A 23175-nucleotide genomic window follows, 5' to 3' on the forward strand; every position below is an offset into this window, starting at 1 on the left:
CGTCAGGAGACGCGCCTTCCTTCTCGCCATACGCTTAGTATGACCGGGACGCCATCTATCAGTCGGACTCTGCTGAAATCGGCCCGTTTGCCTATCTCAATAACGCCACGGTCATCCAGACCCACCATACGGGCTGGATTGGCTGAAACGAACGATACCGCCTTGGCAAGATCGATTCCGGCACTCTGATTGAGCAAAAACACCGATTGCATCAGGCTCGAGGGAACATAGTCGGAAGAGAGCCCGTCAAGAAGATCCTGTTGCACCAGATCGATTGCCGAGACATTGCCTGAATGCGACCCGCCACGAACCACATTCGGTGCACCCATGACGACTTTCATACCGTGCCGGTGGGCATGGGCTGCAGCATCTATACTTGTCGGAAACTCGGAAATGGAGATGCCGTCGTTCATGGCTTCGTCGACGTGCTCCGGCGTTGTGTCATCGTGGCTGGCCAGCACGCTGCCGTGCTCGCGAGCAAGGTCGATCACGGCGGTTCGATAGCGGTTAACATATTGAGATTGCGCCGCGATTCGATCTGCGACCATCTGGTCGAATTCGAGATCGGTCCACTTCTTGTCGCGATTGAATTGCCGCCATTTGGCAAGATCTGCCCATTGCCGCTGACCGGGTGTATGATCCATCAATGAGACGAGCTTGACGTAAGGATTGTCCGCAATCGGCTTGTAAATATCGAGCACAGCCGGATCCGCCAGCTCGCAGCGCAAATGCAGCAGATGCTCGCTGCGAAGTACTTCTCTTACACGCGGATTAGCAACAGTTTCCACTGTAGTTGTGATCATCTGGCGGCGTGCACTTGCGGCAGAATATTCGCCGACTGCGACAGCATCGAATACTGTGGTAATTCCAGCGCCGGCAATCTGCACATCGTGCGCAACCACCGATGCGGCACTTGAGGGCCACATGACCCCGGGGCGGGGCTGCAGATGCTTTTCGAGGTTGTCCGTGTGGAGCTCGACGAAGCCGGGAATGAGAAAATCGCCTTCAAAATCAACGGCATCGGCAATGGAGCTTGGCCCTTCTCCGATGTCCTGGATCAGGCCATCTCGAACGCCTATGGCCCCGTCAAGGATGCTATCCGCCAGAACCAGCCGGGCGTTGGTGACGAGCATTTCGGTCATGATTTTTCCATTTTAGTTGACGAGCAGCCCTTGCCGCCACACCGAGCGGATGACGGGGATATTCTCCGCTAGGTGTACCCGAATAAGGTCTGCGCGCAAGCCCGGAAGGATTTCACCGCGGTCGTCAAGACCGCAAACCCGCGCCGGAACGCTGGTCATCATGCGGACAGCCGAAGGCAGGTCAGTGTCGAATTCCGGCCGGTTTGCCAGCAAAAAGGCGCAATCCAGCATGGAACGCGGCACATAATCCGAGGTCAGGATGTCTACCAGTCCCTCGGCAAGCAGTTCTGTTACGGCCACGTTGCCCGACTGTGACCCGCCACGCAGCACATTCGGTGCACCCGCCACAATCAACATGGATTGGGCCCGCGCCTCACGCGCAGCCTCGATGCTGACCGGGAATTCCGCCACACGCACCCCTTCGGCATGCGCCATGCGGATATGCTCGACAGTCAGATCGTCATGACTGAACATGGGCAGACCGCGCGTCTTGGCAAATTCGACGACAAGGTGCCGCACTTCACTTGAACTTGCTTCGAGGCTTTCCAGCAACTCCCGCGTTTCTTCTTCGACAGCCGCTCGATCCTTGCCTGTTTCCTTCATTCGCCGGTCGAGATAGTTCGATACATCATGGCTTTGACGTTTACCCGGAATGTGCTCCATGATCGAGATCACACGCACAATGTCCCGGTCGATGTTTTCAGCAATCAGCGCCGGCGTCATGTTGTCGGTGATCTCGCAACGTAGATGCACAAGATGCTCAGCCCGCATCATGCCCTTTGCTCCGGCATATTCGAGCGCGTCGATCATCGGTCCAAGTATCTCGCGGCGTTCGGGATTCTTGATGGTGGCGCCGACGCACAGCGAATCAAAAACCGTTGTGACACCGCCGCCGATGATTTGAGCATCATGTGCCATGACCGCCCGCAGCATATCCCATTTGACGTGAGCGCGAGGAAACACATGTTTTTCAAGGTGATCGGTGTGGGCATCGACGAGACCAGGCAGAATATAATCGCCGGCGACGTCAATCGAACCCGGCACGGCCGAACGTTCCATGTCTATGCTGGCTATCGTGCCGTCGACGATTTGCACCGAACCATTGATGATTGCATCGTCAAGAACGACGCGGGCGCCCGTAAGAATCAATTCGTTCATCGTGTGCTTCCTTCGAAATGCGGTAGCCAGGAATGGCGGCAATGACGCCGCACGCGCCAATCAAAGTTGGCGATCTAAAGATTGCGTCCTTGTGACAATGCGTCTTTGGGGGAATCCGATGTGGTTCTTATCCCGCTTTTCATGACAGGGACGTGACAAAGTCACCGAAACTACGGGCGAAGTATTGCTTAAGCACAGGTGAGTTCGCGCGATACAGGAATGGACTTCCTGTATCGCGCGAACTCCCGGGTAATACGGGTGGGACTATAGCTTCAGATCGACGGCAGCCCTGAAACTTCCATCCATGTAGAAGGGCACGGAGGCGTGTTCATGCGCGATTTTCCATGTGCCGTCCTGTTTAATCAAACCAACCGTCTGGCGAAACCAGAGGTCCGGCTTCTCGCCGTCGGTTTTCCGGCCCGTCATGTGGACGAGACTCGTTGCGAAAGCAATATCGTTGCCGGCTGTAATCGCCATGTCGCGCGATTCAATGCCGATTGGTCCTTCCCACGTATCGAACCAGCCTTGCAGGTCTTCGGCCTCCTTGCCCTGATATCGCAGTGGTGGAGCGAGCGAGAACTGTACAACATCATCGGCAAGATGAGACAAGACTTGCGCGGCATTCTTGTTCCCGATTGCTTTCGACCAGTCCTCTATTACAGTTGCGACTGCGTTTTTCTCGTCGTGAGTGGTCATTTTGTTCTCCTTCGTTACCTCTAAACAAAGGACGAATGAACAACCGCCGATCCGACACGGCTGCGAAATCAATTCAGTTGATAGAATCAGTTCAGTTGGTGGAGTCAGTCTTGCGCAAGCCGATCAAGATGCATTCGGATGTGGGCGGCTTCTGCAGCCGTATTGGCGAGAGAGATTGCGCGATTAAACGCCTCGCGAGCTTCGCTGGTGCGGCCTATCTTCATCAGCAGGCCACCTTTGACACCGAAGAAATGAAAATAACCGGAGAGCCTGTCCTCCAGAGGCTCGATCAGCGCCAATGCTTCGGCGGGACCTCGCACCTTCGCGACGGCAACGGCACGATTGAGTGTGATTACGGGTGAGGGTGTCAGCCTCTCGAGTGCTGCATAAAGCAGATCGATCTCGGCCCAATCCGTATCCTCTGCGCGCTTGGCCCGTGCATGCAGCGCAGCGATTGCCGCCTGAATCTGATAGGCACCGGGCGCTCTGTGGCGCATTGCCTTGTCGATCAGTGCTAACCCCTCATTGATCATGCTGCGGTTCCAGAGATCACGATCCTGGTTCTCCAGCAGTATCACGGAGCCGTCCTTATCGAAGCGGGCGCCAGAACGGGCACTTTGCAGCAGGAGAAGTGCAGTCAATCCCATAATCTCCGGCTCAGTCGGGAAGATTCGCAGGAGCAATCGCGCAAGGCGGATTGCTTCGTCACATAGTGGCGATCGTGCTTGTGCCTCGGTGCTACCTGTCGAATAGCCTTCGTTGAAGATCAGGTAGACCATGGCTGCGACTGCTGCGAGCCGTTCGACCCGTTCGATCGGCCCAGGCGTTTCGAATGGTATTTCGCCAGCTCCAATACGACTCTTTGCGCGTGTTATCCGCTGCTCCATTGCACTCTCGCCGACGAGAAAGGCGCGGGCGATCTGCCGGACAGACAGGCCTGACACGATCCGAAGCGCCAAGGGGATTTGCTGCGTTGGGGGAAGATCCGGATGACAGCAAATGAACAGCAGGCGCAGAATATCGTCGCGATAGTCGGAACCGTCTATCTTCTCGACGATAGCGGTTTCCGCATCTTCCAGGTCCGACAGAAGCTCCTCGGGTTGCAGAAGCTGTTGCTTTACCTGCCGCCGGACGACGTCGATCGCACTGTTGCGCCCTACAAAGATCAACCACGCAGTGGGATCTCGCGGCGGACCGTTCTTTCCCCAGCTTTTCAGCGCGCGAAGGCAGGCCTCCTGAAATGCCTCTTCCGCCGTATCGAGATTGCGGAAGTAGCGAAGCAATGCACCAACTGCCTGCGGGCGGGCCGCAACGAGGGTTGCATCGATCCAGTTCGTGTCGTTCATGGAAAACTCGATCCTGGCCTGAAGATACCGACCGGCCTTATCTCGTAGGAGCCAGTGCCCGGGTTTGCGCGCGCAAGGTCTCGCGCCGTTTCAAGTGCCTCGTCCAGCGATTGACAATCGACAATGTAAAACCCGAGAAGTTGCTCTTTTGTTTCAGCAAATGGGCCATCTATGACAATAGGGTCCTCGCGACCTTTGCGAAGGGTGGTCGCAGCAGTCGTCGGAAGAAGCCTTGCGACAGGGCCAAGACGTCCCTGCTTGGTAAGCTTTTCCTGGACGACTGCGAGGCGCGCCATAACGGCGTCATCTTCTTCCTTGGTCCAGGAACTGACAACGTCTTCGGGGTTATAGCAAAGTATGGCGTAAAGCATGGATCGTTCCTTCTCATTTGAAGACGATCCACTATGGCCAATCCCGACATCGGGTCTAGAAAATTATGCATTCTCGGAAATGGTTGCAGCACCATGGCGGGACCAGCACCAAGGGGCCATCCCGCCATTCCGTCACACAATTACCTGCAAGGGAATCCGGGTGCTATTTTGCAGTTGGGCCGCGGACGATTCGGTTTCGGACGAGGCGATAACCATGACCATAATGATATGGGGGTCTTACAACGACAGTAGGGCGAATGACCACTGGGCGTTGTACGATAACCCTTGTCCGCTGGACATAGTTGGCAGAAAGCCATCCACGGACGCCTTGAGTTGCGACGTGGCACCAACTCGGCTGACACCCCAGAACATTGATGCGCGTCCCTTCAGATAAGGTCCCGACACGAGCGTAACGGGTTCCTGGTCCGGTGCGCAGATTAACATTTCCGGTTGTATAGCCGACGTCGGCCAAGGCCGATGCTGGCCAAGCAAACAGCCCGATACTAATCAAAATGGCTGATAAAAGCTTGTTAGACATTGGGTCACTTCCCGTTTTGCATCACTCACCCTCAACCAGCAACAAATGCGATTCCCGAAGTGTTGTCGAGAGGCTTCTCAGATAATGGTAAAGGTTACCGCATGTCTCAAATGAATTCTCCGAGAATTTCTCGTTATATCAAAAAATGTAAAGAGTGCGCGTGAATCATAGCCAGCTATCCATTACGTAATGGGGTCCGATTTCACGGGTCTCAAAGAGTAGAACTTGACGAATGAATTCTGAGAGAGTGGTTGATGGTTAGACAAGTTACTGGCGCAAGAAATTTCCGTACTTCACAAAACCGTCATTAATATTAATACGATAAATAAATAATTGGGATTACGTTGAGTGCAAGAATGAGTTATTCTCAAATAGGAAGCTTCGCCAAATTCGGGAGTATTGCGATCTGGCAACTCCGCCAAGCATTCGTTTTTTCCGACATTTAACGCGATCAAGCTTTCTTCAAAGTTGGCGGCATCTCAGGAGCTGCAGATGGCAACGCGGCTGTTTCCTTTCTTTCAACTTTTAGTTGCGACCGGGTTGATATCGGCGCTTGTTCCGACATCCCTCACAACCGCCCACGCCGCCGCTACGGCATGCGCGACCTTGCAGCAGCAATTGGCGGCCGCCTCAAGCGGCAGAAGTGTTTCACAGAAGAACAGCCCTCTGGTGCAGCGACAAGCGCTACAGCTCCAACAGATGCGGGCGAAAGCAGGCAGGGAAGGCTGCGGAGGTTTCCTGTTTTCCCGTGGGGATCCTGAACTGTGCAAGCGCTATGCTCAAACGATTGACGCGATGTCCGCCAAACTCACAAAGCTTCAAAATGCGAGTGACAGATCCGGTTCGTCGCAGCCTTCGCGCCAGCAGATTCTGGCCTCAATGGAGGCCAGAGGTTGCAATGACAAAGTGGCTTCGACTGGCAGAAACAATGATTCATCCAATGTCCGTCGCAAGACCTTGTTGGAAGTTCTGTTTGGCTCTGACGAGGAGCAAAAGCCTGCCTCCAGAATAATGGTCAAACGGCAATTGGATGAACGCGAGGCACACCGCAGGGTGTCTGCGGCGCCGGAGACGCTTGCCGCGACCTATGAGGGGACGGAGCCAAGCGTTAACGGCGTCGTCAAAAAGGGTTATCGAACCATTTGTGTGCGTACATGCGATGGTTACTATTTCCCGATCTCGTTCTCGACGAAGCCGAAATATTTTGCGCGTGATCAGAATGCCTGCAATGCGATGTGTCCGGCCGGGAACGCGAAATTGTACTATCACGCGGTGCCCGAACAGGAGTCGGATGCAATGATATCCGTCGCCGACAAGAAGCCCTATAGTGAGCTTCCCAATGCATTCAATTACCGCACAGCGGGTGTCAAAGCCGTGCCGGGTTGCACGTGCCATGCTCAAGCCGACATGATGGCTGCTGAACCGGGCACGCCCGTTTCCCAATCAAAGCCTGCCACATCAGCGTCGCAAGCGGTGGGAGAGCCCGACGTTGATACCTTGTCTCAGGGAGACATTGATGAAGACGAGGCGCCCCATGAAAATGTGAGGACCGTCGGCCCAGCGTTTTTCCCCAATGAAGCCAATCCCACAGATTTTACTGCTCAACCTCCGGAAACGGAGGTCCAGGAAAGCAAAGCCAGCATCCTCACGCCTGAGAATATCGTCAAGACGATAGCGTCCGACATTATGCGACGAATTCAATAGCCGATCTGTCCTCAACTAAAGCGGTGCAATATTTCAGCTTTGTTGCCATGGTAGCCATGCTAAGCCTTGGCGAGTGACAGGGAGCATGAGTCGCATATGAGAAAAGCGGATTGGTCGCCTAGCCAGTATCTGAAATTCAAGGACGAGCGCACCCGCCCGGCAAATGACCTGCTATCCGCCGTTCCCAATCAGAATGTGAAATTTGCGGTGGACCTCGGCTGCGGCCCGGGCAATTCCACCGAACTGATTGCAAAGCGGTATCCACATGCTGAAGTCCTTGGGATCGATTCTTCTGCGGATATGACCGCCAAGGCAAAGGAGCGACTGCCGGGCTGCGAATTCGCGGTTGCCGACATTGATGTGTGGCAGCCGCAAAGGAATGCCGACCTTCTCTACGCCAATGCTGTCATGCAGTGGCTCCCGGACCACGGCCGGCTTTTCCCGCGGCTGGTGGGTTTCCTGAGTGCTGGAGGTTCTCTGGCGATACAGATGCCAGATAATCTGCAGGAGGCGACACATGTCGCTATGCGGGAGGTAGCGGCAGACGCGCGCTGGTCAACAAGGGTAACGCAAGCCGATGCCACCCGTAGTGAAATAGGCACAGCGTCATTCTACTATCAATTGCTACGGCCCCATTGCCAACACGTCGACATTTGGCGGACGACCTATCATCATCCGTTGCAAGGGCTGGATGGCATCATTGAATGGTTTAAGGGTTCAGGGTTACGCCCGTATCTTTCTCTGCTCAACAGCGATGAACGCACAGATTTTCTTGACAAGTACACGCAACGTTTGGCTCAATCCTACAAGCCGATGGATGACGGGATAGTGCTGTTGCCATTCCCTCGCATATTCATCGTTGCGACGTGGTAAATCCATCATAAAGCTCAAGAAAATATTGAAGGTGTTTCGCAAATGAATGCGGAATAGGTGCCTAGCATCGCCGTGACGAAAATCGCACAATCCCATCTGCAGTGGCGACACTGAGGAGCGGCGGTATGCGGAGGAGTGTATGCCTGCCGTCTCTTGATAGGAGAATTATCGAAAACTCAAAAGAGGCAGTCTGCATTGACGCGTAGCGCGCTTGCCAGGCAACCGGAGACTTAGGCTTTTGCCAAGGGGAGGAATTATGCTCGAAAAGCTTTTCAAGCTTAACGACCACAACACATCTGTCCGTACGGAAGTGTTGGCGGGACTGACGACGTTCCTGACGATGTCGTATATCATTTTCGTCAATCCAGAGATCTTGTCCTCCACGGGCATGGACCGCAACGCCGTGTTTGTCGCGACCTGTATCGCCGCTGCACTCGGCTCGGGTGTGATGGCGCTGGTTGCCAATTGGCCCATCGGCATGGCGCCTGGCATGGGCCTCAATGCCTTCTTCGCGTTCACTGTCGTGGCTGCCATGGGCTTTTCCTGGCAGCAGGCGCTCGGAGCTGTTTTCATCTCGGGCTGTATCTTTCTGCTTCTGACAGTAACCGGAATACGTCGCTGGCTCGTCGCGGGCATTCCCAAATCGTTGCGGAGTGCGATCGCGGCAGGTATCGGCCTCTTCCTCGCATTCATAGCGTTGAAAAATTCCGGCATTGTCGTCGCAAATCCCGCGACATTCGTTGGTTTGGGCCACCTTGGAAGTACAGGGGCCTTGCTGGCAATCCTGGGCTTCTTCGTCATCGCCGCACTCGATGCGCTCAAGGTTCGCGGAGCAATTCTGATCGGCATTCTTGTTGTGACGGTCCTGTCGATGATCCTTGGCGTGAGTGAGTTCAAGGGCGTATTTTCAGCGCCGCCAAGTCTGGCACCAACCTTCCTCCAGCTTGATATCATGGGTGCGCTGCATACCGGGCTTCTTCAGGTCATCCTCGTATTCGTGCTCGTCGAAGTGTTTGATGCAACCGGAACCTTGATCGGCGTCAGCAAGCGCGCCGGGCTGATCGAAGAGGGAAAGCCGAATAATCTTGGCCGCGCATTGTTTGCCGACAGCACGGCAATCGTGGCCGGCTCTTTGCTCGGGACCAGCAGCACAACCGCCTATGTCGAAAGTGCCTCGGGCGTTCAAGCTGGCGGTCGTACAGGTTTGACCGCGTTGACCATTGCGGTGCTGTTCCTGGCGGCGCTGTTCATCTCGCCGCTCGCGGCTTCCGTGCCGGGCTATGCGACTGCTCCAGCGTTGCTCTATGTGGCGGGGCTCATGATGCATGAACTCGTCGATATCGAATGGGGTGATGTCACGGAGTCGACCCCGGCAGCGATAACCGCTTTGATGATCCCGTTCACATACTCGATAGCGAACGGGCTCGCCTTTGGGTTCATCAGCTATGTCGTGCTGAAGACCTTCACGGGCAAGGCAAGTGTTGTGCACCCCGCTACGTGGCTTGTGGCTGCGCTCTTTGTCATAAAGTTCGCGCTGTTTCCGGGCTGACTTTGCAATTTGGCGCGGATGCGGCGATTGCGTCGCATCCGCGCCATTGCTATTTTCGATATTGGATAGTCTCTGATCAGAAAGTCACCGATGGAACAGCAGGCCATGAGCAACCTGATTGAGGTGCTGCTTGATACGATCGAGCACCGGATTATCCCGAAGACCAAGAGCGGCGTAGCCGCAGGAAACAAGATCTTCGGTGCCGCGCTGCTGCGCAAATCGGATCTTTCGCTTGTCTTGGCAGAGACCAACAATGAGACGGAAAACCCGCTGTGGCATGGCGAGGTTCATACGTTGAAGCGGTTCTTTGAGATGGAGAGTAGTACCCGTCCGGATCCGCACGAGCTGATTTTCTTGTCGACCCACGAACCCTGTTCCATGTGCCTTTCGGCTATCACCTGGGCAGGTTTTGACAATTTCTACTACTTCTTCAGCCACGAAGATTCGCGCGATGCATTTGCAATCCCGCATGATCTCAAAATCTTGAAGGAAGTTTTCACGCTTGAACCGGGCGGCTACAACAAGGAAAACGCTTTCTGGAACAGCTATTCCATCCACAAGATGATTGCGGAGCTTCCGCAACCGGATCGGGAAAGGCTGCAAAAGCGCGCTGCAGTAATCAGTGCGAAATATGCCGAACTCTCGGAGCAGTATCAGGCCAGCAAGGACGAGAACTCAATTCCCCTGAACTGAATGTCTCGACGCACAGAAGGCCGACCTTCCAGAGGAGGGCGGCCTTTTTGGCGCGTGTGTCGGAGTTAGCGAATAAGAAACGCTTCGGGATAGAAATGCTCTTGCAGATTGACGCCATCGCCGCCCCGGTCGATGACAACAAAGTCTGACTGGCCCTCAAGCGGCGTCAGAATGCCGTGCCACACATTGCGATGAATGTTCACACCCTGGCCCGGTTGCGTCAGAAAGGCGACAGGATCGGTTGGGCCATCGGGGTGGTCGTGAGCTGCCACGACGAGAAACGGATTGCTTGACAAGGGCACGAAGGCTTGGCTGCCCAAAGGATGCCGCTCGACCATTTCCAGCTTAAGAGGCAGCTCGTAAGGCTTGCCACGCAGTAGGCTAATCAAGGTACGTGCATTGTCTCCCGTCGTCTCGACCTTGGCAAGGTCATGGTAGCGCACGCACATGCCATGATTGATGGGAAAGCTGTTTGCGCCTTCGATCTGAATGACATCGCCGAAAGGCGCAAACGCCTCCCGGGTCAACTGTTGAATGACGATCTCACGCATAGGATTATGCGCGAGCGATTTTGCCGAACAGCCGTAACCTGCTCACACCGCCATCCGGGTAGATGTTGAAGCGAGCGTGCGTCACTGCACCGTTTTGCTTGATCTGATTGCCGCCATATTCATGGATGTTGTCCGCGGACAACATCTGGACAGGTAAAATTTCTTCCCAGAACATGGATGAAGCGACAACCAGTTCGTCGAGGCTCTCGCCGGCATTGCCAAGATCGGCGACCTGGATCGAACAGGCATCCGGATAGTTCCCCTTGAAGTGGGCCGTATCCACAATTGCACTTTCAATTGTTCCGCGCGCGGCAAGCTTGATGATGATCCAGTCATTGCCTGGCTCACGCCTGCGACGTGTTTCCCAGCCGTCGCCCATATTGATGCCGCGACCCGGCGCGAGCAGGCGCTGATAGCCATAATGCGCATTCGACATAGCGACGACGCGGCCACCCAGCAACGACGACGCGAGATCGATTGCCTCACCATTGACGCTGTCAATGTCCAGCGACGGCTGACCGTAGACACGCAAGCGAGCAACGCCGCCGTCCGGATGTATGTGCAGGCGAACATGAGTCCACACTTGCTTCGAGCTGCAAGTAAAGTAGTGGTGCGAGCTGGCGCCGAGTTGGCTCAATCCGAGGACCTCCGTCCACAAGGTGGCTTCGTCCGGTTCGCCCGCTAGATTACAAGCTTCGATACGGCAGGCAGGAGGGTAGTTCCCCGTGAAATGGGCTGTGTCGACATCGAAACCGGCGATGGTGCCCGGCGCCGCAAGCTGGACGACCGCATAATCATGTCCACTGCTGCGGCGCCGGCGCGTTTCCCAACCGTCCATCCACTTTCCGTTGTCGTCGAATTTTTCAGGATAGAAAATTGCAGGCTCGTCGCTCAGCATGCGTTCCAGCGGTGCAAAGAACTCGTCGGTCGCGAAGATCGGCTTTGCCCCGAGGCCAGCCGATGCAAGATTGATCGAATTACGGGCGAATACGGGGATATCTTCATTTGTGTTTGACATTTTCATTCCTCAATTTGGCAGCATGTCTTGAAGGCGTAGAAGAGCGATCTTCTCCACTTCCCGGCACGCTGTGTTGAATTCTGTCTGGCGATCATTGGCGATCCGGATCTTGAAGCTGGAAAGGATTTCGTCTTTGCTTCGGCCCTTCACTGCGATGATGAACGGGAATCCGAAGGTTTCGACATAGCGCATGTTGAGCGCGGTGAACTGTTCCCGCTCGTTGTCGGTCAGCGCGTCGAGGCCAGCCGAAGCCTGTTCCAAGGTTGAACTTTCCGTCAGGCGTTTGGCCTGAGCCAGTTTTCCGGCGAGATCCGGGTGGGCATTCAACACACCCAGACGTTCGCTCTCGGACGCGCTGCGAAATGCGCTTGCCAACGCTGCATGAAGACCGGATGCGGTATCGTTTGCTGCGGAGAGCTCTGAGCCGAAGGCGCGCTTGGCGATCCAGTCGGAGTGTTCGAAGACGCCGCCGAAGCGTTCGACAAATGCCGCTTCATTGAGCGTTGATGGGCGAACTGCATGTGCCGGGTATGGGTGGTTCTCTGCCCAGTGCTTCGCGATGTCGATACGGCGAGCAAGCCAGACTTTATCGTGGCTTTTTACGTAGTCGATGAAACGGGCCAGAGCTGCGACTCGTCCGGGCCTGCCGACGAGGCGGCAATGCAGACCAATGCTCATCATCTTGGGCGAACCGGCTTCGCCTTCGGCATATAGCGTGTCGAAGCTGTCCTTCAGATAGGAAAAGAACTGATCGCCAGCATTGAAACCTTGCGGTGTCGCAAATCGCATGTCGTTGGCATCGAGCGTATAGGGAACGACGAGCTGCTGTTTGCCGCCGAACTCGTGCCAATAGGGCAGGTCGTCGGCATAGGAATCGGAAACATAATCGAATCCGCCTTCTTCGGTCACCAGATCGACTGTGTTCGCCGAGCATCGACCCGTGTACCAGCCGCGGGGACGTTGGCCGGTAACGGCAGTGTGGATGCGGATCGCCTCGAGCATGTGTTCACGCTCGGCGTCAGGACTGTAATCCTTGTAGTCGATCCACTTCAGGCCGTGCGATGCGATCTCCCAGTTCGCGTCGAGCATGGCTTGAACTTGCGAGGGCGACCGCTGCAGGGCCGTCGCCACACCGTAGACCGTAACGGGCACATTCTTCGTTGTCAGCAGGCGATGCAGGCGCCAAAAACCGGCGCGCGCTCCATACTCGTAGATCGACTCCATGTTCCAGTGGCGCTGGTCAGGCCACGCCTGCGCCCCGACAATCTCTGACAGAAAAGCTTCCGAGCCGGCGTCGCCATGCAAGACGCAATTTTCGCCACCTTCCTCGTAGTTGACGACAAACTGAACGGCGATGCGCGCATTATCTGGCCAGTTGGCCGGCGGTGGATTTGCGCCGTAGCCGTGCATGTCGCGGGAATATCTCGCCAATGTGGTTCCTCCTCAAATCGCTATTCGACTCTGAATACTCAAATAATGGACGAGGCATTCCCCCAGAAAATTTTGAAAGTCCTGCAATCAGGCGCTGCCTACCCGGGACTGATGCCAAGGGGCACATTGAGCGTCGGAAACTGAAGTACTCCGCGGGAGGGAGGAACACACATGAGCCTTCACGATGAAGTTGCCGGTCGCCTGACGACCCATGTGCTCGATACGGCCAGTGGCAAGCCCGCCGCCAGGTTGCGGATCGATCTCTTTCGCGTCGATGGCGAGCGCCTTCTTCCTCTGCACAGCACACGCACCAATGAAGATGGACGCTGCAACAAACCGTTATTGACCGGCGCTGACATGCGCTCAGGTGCTTACGAGCTTCGGTTCCATGTAGGCGAATACTTCGGCGGCCAGCCTGCGAATGGCCAGACGCCATTTCTCGACGTAGTCCCGATCCGCTTTGGGATCGATGATGAGAACGTTCATTATCACGTGCCGCTGCTCGTCGCTCCCTTCGGCTACTCAACCTATCGCGGGAGCTGACCTCAGATGGAAGTCCTGATCCGTAATAGCATCCGGTTTCTGCTCAACGACAAGGTTGTCGAGCGCACAGATGTTCCCCCGACAGAAACGCTTCTCGATTACCTCCGGCTCGACCGCAAACTGCGTGGCACCAAGGAGGGATGTGCAGAGGGCGATTGCGGCGCTTGCACAGTCCTGGTCGGCCGCCTGTTCAACGGCCGGCTCAAATATGAATCGGTCAACGCCTGCATCCGCTTTGTTGGTTCATTGGATGGCGGCCATGTCGTGACGGTTGAAGCGCTGGCTGGATCGGATGGAACGTTGCATCCGGTGCAGCAGGCGATGGTCGATACCCACGCTTCGCAATGCGGTTTCTGCACGCCCGGCTTCGTCATGTCCCTTTATGGGTTGTGGATGCAGAATCCGAAACCGAATATCCAGGAAATCGAGAAGGCTCTGCAGGGCAATCTCTGTCGTTGCACTGGCTATGCCGCAATCATCCGGGCCGCAGAAAGCGTTACCGCCATTGGCGATCTGAACAGGGATCCACTTGTCACTGAGCGTGCACGCGTTACCGAACAACTGCTTACCTTGAAAGATGGCAAGCGCGTCGTTCTCGGGGAGGGCAGACAACAGCTTGTACTTCCCGTCGATGTCGATGATTTCGCGGACGTGCTGGAACGCAATCCGGGTGCCACGATTGTTGCGGGCTCGACCGATGTCGGCCTTTGGGTAACGAAGTTCATGCGCGAGATCGGACCGGTCGTTTTCCTGTCGCATCTCGATGACTTGCGGCTGATAACAGAGGGCGACGATGGTCTGACACTCGGTGCAGGTGTCAGCTACACCGATGCATATCCTGTCATTGTCCGCCACTTCCCCCAACTGAAAGAGCTCTGGAACCGCATCGGCGGTGAGCAAGTTCGCAACATGGGGACTGTCGGTGGCAACGTCGCCAACGGCTCGCCAATCGGCGACACGCCGCCGGCCTTGATAGGCCTTGGTGCGACAGTTCAATTGCGCGAGGGTAAGAATCGTCGCTCCGTTCCAATTGAGAAATATTTCATCGAATACGGCAAACAGGATCGTGCACCCGGCGAGTTCGTGGAAGCGATCCATATCCCGTATCTCGACACCCGCGATCTTTACGGCGTCTACAAGATTTCGAAGCGGCTGGACGAAGACATTTCCTCGGTCTGTGGCACATTCCGGATTTCTCTCGATGAACGAGGCCGGGTGGAGAACGCAATCATCGCATTTGGCGGGATGGCCGGAACTCCCAAGCGTGCAAGTGCGGTCGAGGCATCGTTGACCGGCGCCGTTTGGGATGAGGACACGATTGAAAAGGCAGTGCCTGCATTCTCCGATGATTTCACGCCACTGACGGATTGGCGTGCGTCCGCTGATTACCGCCTGCTGGTTGCAAAGAACCTGCTGCGCCGTTTCTACCTTGAGACGCGCGGCGAGAAGCTCGTGCGGTTGAACCGGCATGAAGCGGCATTTGGGTGAGGAGCGCGCAATGAATGTAATCCAGCCGATTACCCGTATTCGCGGCGGTGTCCACGAAAAGCAGCCGCACGAGTCGGGTCACAAGCACGTATCTGGTACTGCCGAGTATATCGATGATATGCCGGAGCCGTCCGACACGCTGCATGCCTATCTTGGCCTGTCGCAGCGTGCGCACGCGGAAATCGTGTCCATCGATTTCGAGGCGGTGAAAGCAAGCGCCGGCGTGATAGGCGTCCTGACTGTCGATGATATTCCGGGTCACAACGACGTTAGCCCCGCGGGCAAACATGACGATCCCGTCTTCGCTATCGGCAAGGTCGAATTCCACGGCCAGCCCATCTTCGCGGTGATTGCGGAAACGCGCCAGATCGCGCGTCAGGCAGCATCGAAGGTCAAAATCGAGTATCGCGATCTTGACCACGTCGTCGATGTACTGGAAGCGGAAAAGGCCAACTATCCGCTGGTGATCGATCCACTGAAGCTCGAGCGTGGTGACATTGCCGCTGGTCTCGCCGGTGCAAAGAACCGTTTGAGCGGCGAGATGCGCATTGGAGGACAGGACCACTTCTACCTCGAAGGCCATATCGCTTTTGCCATTCCCGGTGAGGATGACGAGGTGACGGTTTTTTCCTCAACCCAGCACCCGAGCGAAACGCAGCACATGGTCGGGCACGTTCTCGGTGTCCCCTCAAATGCCGTGACAGTCAATGTGAGACGCATGGGTGGCGGCTTCGGTGGCAAGGAAACACAGGCCAATCTCTTTGCGGCGGTCGCGGCGATTGCCGCCAAGAAGTACCGGCGGGCGGTAAAGATCCGGCCGGATCGCGACGACGACATGGTTGCTACAGGCAAGCGTCACGACTTTCATGTGGCCTATGATCTTGGCTTTGACGACGATGGCCACATTGCAGCTGTCGATGCCACGTTTTCGGCGCGCTGCGGGTTTTCGGCAGACCTTTCCGGCCCTGTCACGGACCGTGCGCTCTTCCATGCCGACAATTGCTACTTCTATCCCAATGTCCGGCTACGATCGCGGCCTTTGAAAACCAATACCGTTTCCAACACCGCCTTTCGCGGATTCGGTGGCCCGCAGGGCATGGTCGGCGGCGAGCGGATGATTGAAGAGATCGCCTATGCGCTTGGCAAGGATCCGCTGGAAATCCGCAAGGCCAATTTCTACGGCGGTGAAGGCCGCAACCTTACGCCGTACCATCAGACGGTCGAAGACAACATCATCCCGCAAATCATTGCGGAGCTTGAAGCGACATCTGAATACGCGGCGCGGCGGGAGGCGATTATCAACTTCAATCGCCACAGCCGGATCATCAAGCGGGGCATCGCGCTGACACCGGTGAAGTTCGGTATCTCCTTCACCAAAACGGAATATAACCAGGCTGGCGCTCTTGTCCATGTCTACACCGACGGTTCGATCCACCTCAATCATGGTGGGACCGAGATGGGACAGGGGCTGAACACCAAGGTGGCGCAGGTTGTCGCCGACGAATTCCAGGTCGATCTCGATCGCATCAGAATAACAGCAACAACAACCGCAAAGGTTCCGAATACCTCTGCGACCGCTGCTTCTTCCGGTTCTGATCTCAACGGCATGGCCGCAGCCAATGCCGCCCAACAGATCAAGGCGCGCCTCGTTCAGTTTGCCGTCGAGCATTATGGTGTCACACAGAAACAGGTCTTTTTCGAACCAAATACGGTCAGAGTAGCTGACAGACTCATTCCATTTCCCGAATTCATCAAATCCGCCTACGGCGCTCGTGTGCAGCTCTCGGCAGCAGGCTTTTACAAGACGCCAAAAATCCACTGGAGCCGGGCGGAGGGCAGGGGCCGTCCGTTCTATTATTTCGCCTACGGTGCTTCGGTATCCGAGGTGAGCATCGACACGCTGACCGGCGAGTATCAGGTCGATCGTACCGATGTCTTGCACGATGTCGGTAAGTCGCTGAACCCGGCACTCGATCTTGGCCAGGTGGAAGGCGCCTTCGTGCAGGGCATGGGTTGGCTGACGACGGAAGAGTTGTGGTGGGATGCCAACGGACGGCTGCGCACGCACGCGCCGTCGACATATAAGATCCCGCTGGCATCGGATCGCCCGCGCACGTTCAACGTCAATCTCGCGAGCTGGTCGGTCAACCGCGAGGAAACGATCCGCCGCTCCAAGGCCGTCGGCGAGCCGCCATTCATGCTGGCAATCTCCGTGCTGGAGGCAATCTCGATGGCAGTTGCCAGCGTAGCGGACTATAGAATTTCGCCGCGTCTCGATGCCCCGGCCACACCAGAGCGGGTATTGATGGCGGTAGAACGTTTGCGGTCGGCGGGCAAGGAGCTGTGAAATCCCATGCCAACGAACCGAGACGATATCAGGGATTTTCTGAATCGACGGAAGCAGGTCGTGCTGGTCGAGGTGGAAGCCGCAGACGGCTCCACTCCGCGCGAAGCCGGAGCCTGGATGCTGGTGGCAGCGGATTGCATTTTTGGCACCATAGGCGGTGGGCAGCTCGAATTCATGGCAATTGATCACGCACGCAGGGCGCTCGAAAGCGGCGCCCAAATGAATGAAAGAACGATCCCGCTCGGTCCGGAGATTGGCCAATGCTGCGGTGGCCGCGTCTCATTGGGCTTCAAGCGGGTTGATCGAGCTGTGGCCATGACGTTGATCGAGAAGGTCGATCTTGAAATTGCCCAGCGGCCGCATGTTTATGTTTTTGGTGCCGGTCATGTCGGCGATGCACTGGCCATGGCGCTTTCACTGGTCCCGCTGCGAACGATATTGGTCGACACACGCGAAGAGGAACTTTCCGCCACGCAGGTCCCCGGCATCGAAACCTGCCTGACAGCCATGCCCGAAGCGGTTGTTCGTGATGCGCCAACGGGAAGTGCATTTGTTGTCCTCACCCACGACCATGCACTGGACTTCTTGATTACAGCCGAAGCGCTTGCCAGGAATGATGCGTCCTACGTCGGCATGATTGGGTCGAAGACGAAACGCGCAACGTTTCGCAGCTGGTTGACACGTGAGGTGGGTCGTCCGGAGTTTTTCGACAGGCTGGTTTGTCCGGTCGGCGGGACCGCCGTGAAGGACAAGCGTCCTACTGTCATTGCGGCTCTGGCGGCGGCTGAAATCATGGTTTCGGCGTTAAACTATCGCCTTACGCCATATGTTGCACCCAAAGAACGTAGGCGCGTTCCAGCCTGAGGTGAGCTCTTATTCCAACATTGCACTGACCAGGCGCTGACAGCGCTCGGTCATGAAGTCAATCATCAGCCGGACCTTCGGATCCTGAAACCGCTTGTGCGGGTAGATTGCGGCAAGCTGAATACTGGCTGGCGGCGTGTCTTCGAGGATCACTTTCAGCGTTCCGTCATTCAAATGGCTTTTCACTTCAAACAACGGTTTGTTGATGATGCCGCGACCCTCGAGCGCCCATTGTGTCAGTACATCGCCATCATCGGAATCATAAGGACCGCTGACTTCCAGCTTGCGAGTACCTTCCGGCATCTGCAGCGTCCAGAAATATTCTTTGGAACCCGGATAGCGCAGCAGCAGGCAATCATGATGTTCGGCAATCAGGTCATCGGGCGTTAAAGGAGTGCCGTGCCTTTCCAGATAATCGGGCGACGCGCAGATTACCCTTTCGCAGTTCATGATGCCGCGCATACGCAAATTGGAGTCTTCGAGTATGCCGAGCTTGAAGGCAACGTCGACGCCCTCGCTCATGATATCGACGTTGTGATCTGACAATCTCAGCCTTACTTCGATATCCGGGTACTTGTCGTGGAACTCCGGAATGCCGGATGCGATCAGGCGCCGGCCAATGCCAAGCGGTGCGGTGATGCGAATTGCACCTTTGGGCTTTTTCGACAGATCGGCAATCGCCGCTTCGGCCTCATTGATTGCCTCGATAATCTTGACTGCGCCTTCGTAGAATACGCGGCCGTGCTCGGTCGGAGTCAGTTTGCGCGTCGTGCGATTGAAGAGACGCACACCAAGATGACGCTCGAGTTCCTTGATCCGATTGCTGGCAACAGCCGGAGAAGCGCGCTGGTCGCGCCCGGCGGCAGAGAGGTTTCCAAGTTCGACGACTCGAACAAAAACACGAAGGTTATCAAGGTACGACATTATTTTCGCCCGAAGCCTTACACTGTCTGATGATTTAGCATTTTAAAGATTTTTTTGAAAGAGATGGGTCCATTACGGTGTTTCACATGAGCATAGGCTTTGGCACATACTCTCCCACAATAAATGGGAGAGCCGCATGTACGAATACGCTATTGCCTGGGACTGGATGAACTTCGCCGTTCGCTGGTTGCATGTGATCACCGGCATCGCCTGGATCGGGTCGTCCTTCTATTTCGTGGCGCTTGACCTCGGCTTGCGTCAGCGTCCAGACCTTCCAGTCGGCGCTCATGGTGAGGAGTGGCAGGTCCACGGCGGCGGTTTTTATCACATCCAGAAATATCTGGTGGCGCCCGAGCAGATGCCTGAACACCTGACATGGTTCAAATGGGAATCATATGCGACATGGCTTTCTGGCTTCGCCATGCTCTGCATCGTCTACTACGTGGGCGCCGATCTGTACCTGATCGACCCGCATGTACTCGACGTGTCGCGGCCAGTGGCTATCGCGATTTCCCTCGCATCGATCTTTGGCGGCTGGATCGTCTATGACACGATCTGCAAGTCACCGCTCGGCAGGAACGATACACAGTTGATGGTGCTGCTCTATTTCGTCCTCGTTGGCATGGCGTGGGGCTATACGCAGCTGTTTACCGGGCGCGCTGCGTTCCTCCATCTCGGCGCGTTTACGGCGACCATCATGTCCGCCAACGTGTTCATGATCATCATCCCGAACCAGAAGAAGGTCGTTGCCGATCTGATCGCAGGAAAAGTTCCGGATCCCGCGCTGGGCAAACAGGCCAAACAGCGCTCGACCCACAACAATTATCTGACCCTGCCAGTACTGTTCCTGATGTTGTCGAACCACTATCCACTGGCATTCGGCACGAAGTACAACTGGATCATTGCCTCGCTGGTGTTCCTGATGGGCGTCACGATCCGCCATTGGTTCAACACCCGCCACGCGCGCAAGGGGGAACCGACGTGGACGTGGCTGGTTACCGCGATCCTCTTCGTCATCATCATGTGGCTCTCGACCGTGCCGAAGATCCTGTCAGGCGAAGGTGCAGAGGAGAAGGTCTCGGCCGTCCAGCAGCCGTTCATTTCCGCGGAAGCCTTCCCCAAAGTGAAGGACACTATCCTCGGACGCTGCTCGATGTGCCATGCCAAGGAACCCGGCTGGGAGGGCATCATCGTGCCACCCAAAGGTGTCGTGTTTGAAACCGACAGCGAGATCGCGGCGCATGCCCGCGAAATCTATCTGCAGGCGGGTCGCTCGCATGCAATGCCACCGGCGAACGTCAGTGGCATTACCGACGAGGAGCGCCGGCTGCTTGCGAGCTGGTATGAGACCACAGTTCAGGGAGGAACAGTCCAATGAGCAAATTGCTTCTGCGCGGCCGCGTACTGACGTTCGTCGACGAGCCAAAAAGCATCGACGATCAGTCAGCCTATAGCTACTTCGAAGATGGCGCGGTGCTGGTCGACAACGGCAAGGTCGTCGATGTCGGCGAATACGCGGCTTTGGCGTCGGTTGCGGGTCCGCAGGCGCTGATCGTCGATCACCGGCCTCATCTAATTCTGCCCGGCTTCATCGACACTCATTTGCACTTTCCGCAGACGCAGGCGATCGCCTCCTATGGCGCGCAGCTGCTGGAGTGGCTGAACACCTATATCTTCGTCGAGGAGCAGAAATTCTCGTCCACCGCGCATGCCGATTTCATCGCCGGCCGCTTCATGGACGAGCTGTTGCGCAACGGCACGACATCGGCCGCTGCCTATTGTTCGGTTCACCGGACAAGCGTCGATGCCTACTTTGCTGCCGCGGAAAAGCGCAACATGCTGATGATCGGCGGCAAGGTCATGATGGATCGCAACGCTCCCGACGCACTGCGCGATACGCCGCAATCGGGCTATGACGACACCAAGACTCTTATCGCCAAGTGGCATGGCCGCGGACGCGCGCATTACGCAATCAGCCCGCGCTTCGCCATCACCTCGACACCGGAGCAGATGGAGATGAGCCGCGCTTTGGTGCGCGAGCATCCCGAGTGCTATGTTCAGACGCATCTATCTGAAAACAAAGACGAAATTGCCTACGCGACGTCTCTTTATCCCTCGGCGAAGGATTATACCGACATCTATGCGAACTATGATTTGCTCGGATCCAAGACGTTGCTCGGGCACTGCATCTTCCTGTCGGACCGGGAAATCGCGACACTCGCCGAGACGAAGTCGGTTGCTGTCTTCTGTCCGACCTCCAATCTGTTCCTTGGAAGCGGCTTGTTTGACCAAGGCCGGTTCAAAGAGCTCGGGGCGCGCACGTCCGTTGCGACCGATGTGGGTGGCGGAACCAGCTTCTCCATGCTCGAGACGATGAGCGAGGCCTACAAGGTTTTGCATGTACAGGGCCAGCGCCTCTCGCCATTCGCTTCCTACTACATGATGACGCTCGGTAATGCCCGCGCACTAGGTCTTGAGGATCGCATCGGTTCGCTGCGTGCGGGGGCAGATGCCGATATCACCATTCTCGACAGCCGTGCCAAGCCGGCGATGGAGCTGCGAATGAGAACGGCAACGACGTTGGCAGAGGAGCTGTTTATTCTCCAGACCATGGGCGATGATCGTTCTGTTTCAGAGGTTTACGTCGCCGGCAAGCCCATGAAGAGCGGGCTCGATAAAGCTGCCGCGTCTCATGGCGCTCGGTCCTTGCCTGAATTGCAGCCGGCTTGACCGCTCACATGTAGTGACGCGGTTTCGCGTCACTACACCAAAATTTAAATCTGCGATTGCAAAAACCATATGAGTTTCGGCATTTCTTGCATCAGAATCGGTCAGTCTTGTGCAGGAACCACGCCATCTTGCGCAAAAAACTGTTCGGCTTCTAAAAATTACCGGTCGTTTTCAATTGTGAGGACGATCTTGCCGATATTGGTATTGGCTTCCATCAATGTGTGGGCCTGACTTGCCTTGGTAAATGGAAAACACGCGTGGACAAGCGGCCGGCATTTAGCCTCGGCGAGGAGCGGCCAGACATTGGCTTCAAGCTCGGCGGCGATGCGCGCCTTTGCCTCCAGAGGTTGCGCGCGCAGGGTTGAGCCGGTGTGCGTCAGGCGCTTCATCATCAGGCGCATAAAATCGACATCGGCGCGTGAGCCTTGCAGGAATGCGATATTGACGATTCGTCCGCCGATCGCTGCCGCCTGGTAGTTTTTCTCGATATAAGGACCGCCGACCATGTCGAGGATGACGTGGGCGCCTTGCCGCCCGGTCACGTCCCGGACCACTGCCAGCCAATCCGCCGTGCGGTAGTTGATTGCCGTATCCGCGCCGAGCTCGCGGCAAGCGGCGCATTTTTCGTCCGTCCCGGCGGTTACGATCACTGTCGCACCGAATGCCTTGGCAAGCATGATCGCAGTCGTTCCTATGCCCGATGCGCCGCCATGGATCAGCAGGGTTTCACCCTGCTTCAAGGCGCCAAGCTCGAAGACGTTATGCCAAACGGTAAAGAAGGTTTCCGGTATGGCTGCGGCTTCAACGAATGAAAGTCCGTCGGGGATCGGTAGCGCGCTGAAGCTGTCGACGAGCGCGTATTCGGCGTAACCGCCACCCGGTGTCAGGGCGCAGACCTTGTCTCCCACCTTCCATCGCGACACACCCGTTCCCACGGCCGTCACTTCGCCGGCAACTTCGAGACCGGGCAGGTCGGAGGAGCCTTTCGGCGGCGGGTAGCTACCCGCGCGCTGGAAGAGATCGGGACGGTTGACACCGGCGGCAGCAACACGAATGAGGATTTCGTTTTCCGCAGGGGCAGGAATAGGGCGCTGCTCCGCTTTGAGAACATCAGGACCGCCCGGTTCGCTGATGGCGATCACAGTCATGCTTTCGGGAAGGCCGTTCATTGCCGCATCTCCGGATGTGGGAGGAAGGAAGAAGTCTGGC

General features: G+C 56.3%; 21 protein-coding genes. 10 read left to right on the top strand and 11 right to left on the bottom strand.

Going from position 1 to position 23175, the window contains the following annotated elements; translation table 11 throughout:
- Positions 1 to 2: 2 nt before the first annotated feature.
- The 6 genes from FHS21_RS11910 to FHS21_RS11935 form a co-directional block, all read right to left on the bottom strand.
- A complete protein-coding gene (locus FHS21_RS11910; protein ID WP_112529127.1) occupies positions 3 to 1142 on the bottom strand; it encodes an alpha-D-ribose 1-methylphosphonate 5-triphosphate diphosphatase in 1140 nt (379 codons plus the stop codon).
- A gap of 12 nt (positions 1143 to 1154) precedes the next feature.
- Positions 1155 to 2300: an alpha-D-ribose 1-methylphosphonate 5-triphosphate diphosphatase gene (locus FHS21_RS11915; protein WP_112529129.1), complete on the bottom strand. Its 1146-nt coding sequence runs from the start codon at positions 2298 to 2300 to the stop codon at positions 1155 to 1157.
- Positions 2301 to 2564: 264 nt separating this feature from the next.
- Positions 2565 to 2996: a YybH family protein gene (locus FHS21_RS11920; protein WP_112529131.1), complete on the bottom strand. Its 432-nt coding sequence runs from the start codon at positions 2994 to 2996 to the stop codon at positions 2565 to 2567.
- 104 nt (positions 2997 to 3100) lie between these two features.
- A complete protein-coding gene (locus FHS21_RS11925) occupies positions 3101 to 4342 on the bottom strand; it encodes an RNA polymerase sigma factor (RefSeq protein WP_183661957.1) in 1242 nt (413 codons plus the stop codon).
- Positions 4339 to 4713 (bottom strand): YciI family protein, encoded by a 375-nt coding sequence (locus FHS21_RS11930; RefSeq protein WP_112529135.1) that lies wholly within the window; start codon positions 4711 to 4713, stop codon positions 4339 to 4341. The genes FHS21_RS11925 and FHS21_RS11930 overlap by 4 nt, the downstream gene beginning before the upstream one ends.
- A gap of 163 nt (positions 4714 to 4876) precedes the next feature.
- Positions 4877 to 5251, bottom strand: coding sequence for an SH3 domain-containing protein (locus FHS21_RS11935; protein ID WP_246410986.1), 375 nt, complete (start codon positions 5249 to 5251; stop codon positions 4877 to 4879).
- Between the two features lie 492 nt (positions 5252 to 5743).
- On the opposite strand from FHS21_RS11935, the gene FHS21_RS11940 reads away from it, so the two are divergent.
- The 4 genes from FHS21_RS11940 to FHS21_RS11955 all read left to right on the top strand — a co-directional run bounded on the left by FHS21_RS11940 (position 5744) and on the right by FHS21_RS11955 (position 10070).
- On the top strand, positions 5744 to 6955 hold the full coding sequence (locus FHS21_RS11940; protein ID WP_183661958.1) for a DUF2865 domain-containing protein: 1212 nt from the start codon (positions 5744 to 5746) through the stop codon (positions 6953 to 6955).
- A gap of 96 nt (positions 6956 to 7051) precedes the next feature.
- A complete protein-coding gene (tam, locus tag FHS21_RS11945; protein WP_112532287.1) occupies positions 7052 to 7828 on the top strand; it encodes a trans-aconitate 2-methyltransferase in 777 nt (258 codons plus the stop codon).
- Between the two features lie 256 nt (positions 7829 to 8084).
- Complete coding sequence (locus FHS21_RS11950) at positions 8085 to 9377, top strand: NCS2 family permease (protein ID WP_183661959.1); 1293 nt, start codon at positions 8085 to 8087, stop codon at positions 9375 to 9377.
- 105 nt (positions 9378 to 9482) lie between these two features.
- Positions 9483 to 10070 (top strand): nucleoside deaminase, encoded by a 588-nt coding sequence (locus tag FHS21_RS11955; RefSeq protein ID WP_376772098.1) that lies wholly within the window; start codon positions 9483 to 9485, stop codon positions 10068 to 10070.
- Between the two features lie 65 nt (positions 10071 to 10135).
- Here the strand turns inward: FHS21_RS11955 and FHS21_RS11960 are convergent, their stop codons facing one another.
- Genes FHS21_RS11960 through puuE form a run of 3 tightly spaced genes read right to left on the bottom strand, consistent with a single transcriptional unit; the run spans position 10136 to position 13049 of the window.
- Positions 10136 to 10621: an ureidoglycolate lyase gene (locus FHS21_RS11960; RefSeq protein WP_112532290.1), complete on the bottom strand. Its 486-nt coding sequence runs from the start codon at positions 10619 to 10621 to the stop codon at positions 10136 to 10138.
- Positions 10622 to 10625: 4 nt separating this feature from the next.
- The gene (alc, locus tag FHS21_RS11965) at positions 10626 to 11639 is read right to left on the bottom strand and encodes an allantoicase (RefSeq protein ID WP_112532291.1); all 1014 of its coding nucleotides are present in this window, start codon (positions 11637 to 11639) and stop codon (positions 10626 to 10628) included.
- Between the two features lie 9 nt (positions 11640 to 11648).
- The gene (gene puuE / locus FHS21_RS11970; protein WP_112532292.1) at positions 11649 to 13049 is read right to left on the bottom strand and encodes an allantoinase PuuE; all 1401 of its coding nucleotides are present in this window, start codon (positions 13047 to 13049) and stop codon (positions 11649 to 11651) included.
- A gap of 192 nt (positions 13050 to 13241) precedes the next feature.
- Here puuE and uraH point away from each other — a divergent pair, with 192 nt between their 5' ends.
- The 4 genes from uraH to xdhC are packed head-to-tail and all read left to right on the top strand — an operon-like array spanning position 13242 to position 18312.
- Positions 13242 to 13613 carry a hydroxyisourate hydrolase gene (uraH, locus tag FHS21_RS11975; RefSeq protein ID WP_112532293.1) on the top strand — a complete coding sequence of 124 codons (372 nt, stop codon included), beginning with the start codon at positions 13242 to 13244 and terminating at the stop codon, positions 13611 to 13613.
- Positions 13614 to 13619: 6 nt separating this feature from the next.
- Entirely contained in the window at positions 13620 to 15101 is a 1482-nt protein-coding gene (gene xdhA, locus FHS21_RS11980; protein WP_112532294.1) for a xanthine dehydrogenase small subunit, read from the top strand.
- A gap of 10 nt (positions 15102 to 15111) precedes the next feature.
- Positions 15112 to 17448, top strand: coding sequence for a xanthine dehydrogenase molybdopterin binding subunit (gene xdhB / locus FHS21_RS11985; RefSeq protein ID WP_112532310.1), 2337 nt, complete (start codon positions 15112 to 15114; stop codon positions 17446 to 17448).
- Positions 17449 to 17454: 6 nt separating this feature from the next.
- The gene (gene xdhC / locus FHS21_RS11990; RefSeq protein ID WP_112532295.1) at positions 17455 to 18312 is read left to right on the top strand and encodes a xanthine dehydrogenase accessory protein XdhC; all 858 of its coding nucleotides are present in this window, start codon (positions 17455 to 17457) and stop codon (positions 18310 to 18312) included.
- A gap of 9 nt (positions 18313 to 18321) precedes the next feature.
- Here xdhC and FHS21_RS11995 read toward each other — a convergent pair whose 3' ends face one another.
- Positions 18322 to 19236, bottom strand: a complete 915-nt coding sequence (locus FHS21_RS11995) for a LysR family transcriptional regulator (protein ID WP_112532296.1) — start codon at positions 19234 to 19236, stop codon at positions 18322 to 18324.
- Between the two features lie 136 nt (positions 19237 to 19372).
- On the opposite strand from FHS21_RS11995, the gene FHS21_RS12000 reads away from it, so the two are divergent.
- Positions 19373 to 20614 (top strand): urate hydroxylase PuuD, encoded by a 1242-nt coding sequence (locus tag FHS21_RS12000; RefSeq protein WP_112532297.1) that lies wholly within the window; start codon positions 19373 to 19375, stop codon positions 20612 to 20614.
- A complete protein-coding gene (guaD, locus tag FHS21_RS12005; protein ID WP_112532298.1) occupies positions 20611 to 21966 on the top strand; it encodes a guanine deaminase in 1356 nt (451 codons plus the stop codon). Before FHS21_RS12000 ends, guaD begins: the two co-directional genes overlap by 4 nt.
- Positions 21967 to 22124: 158 nt before the next feature.
- Here guaD and FHS21_RS12010 read toward each other — a convergent pair whose 3' ends face one another.
- Positions 22125 to 23135, bottom strand: a complete 1011-nt coding sequence (locus tag FHS21_RS12010; protein ID WP_162713620.1) for an NAD(P)H-quinone oxidoreductase — start codon at positions 23133 to 23135, stop codon at positions 22125 to 22127.
- Positions 23136 to 23175: the final 40 nt, after the last annotated feature.

Source organism: Phyllobacterium trifolii, assembly GCF_014192095.1.
Taxonomy (GTDB): Bacteria; Pseudomonadota; Alphaproteobacteria; order Rhizobiales; family Rhizobiaceae; genus Phyllobacterium; species Phyllobacterium trifolii.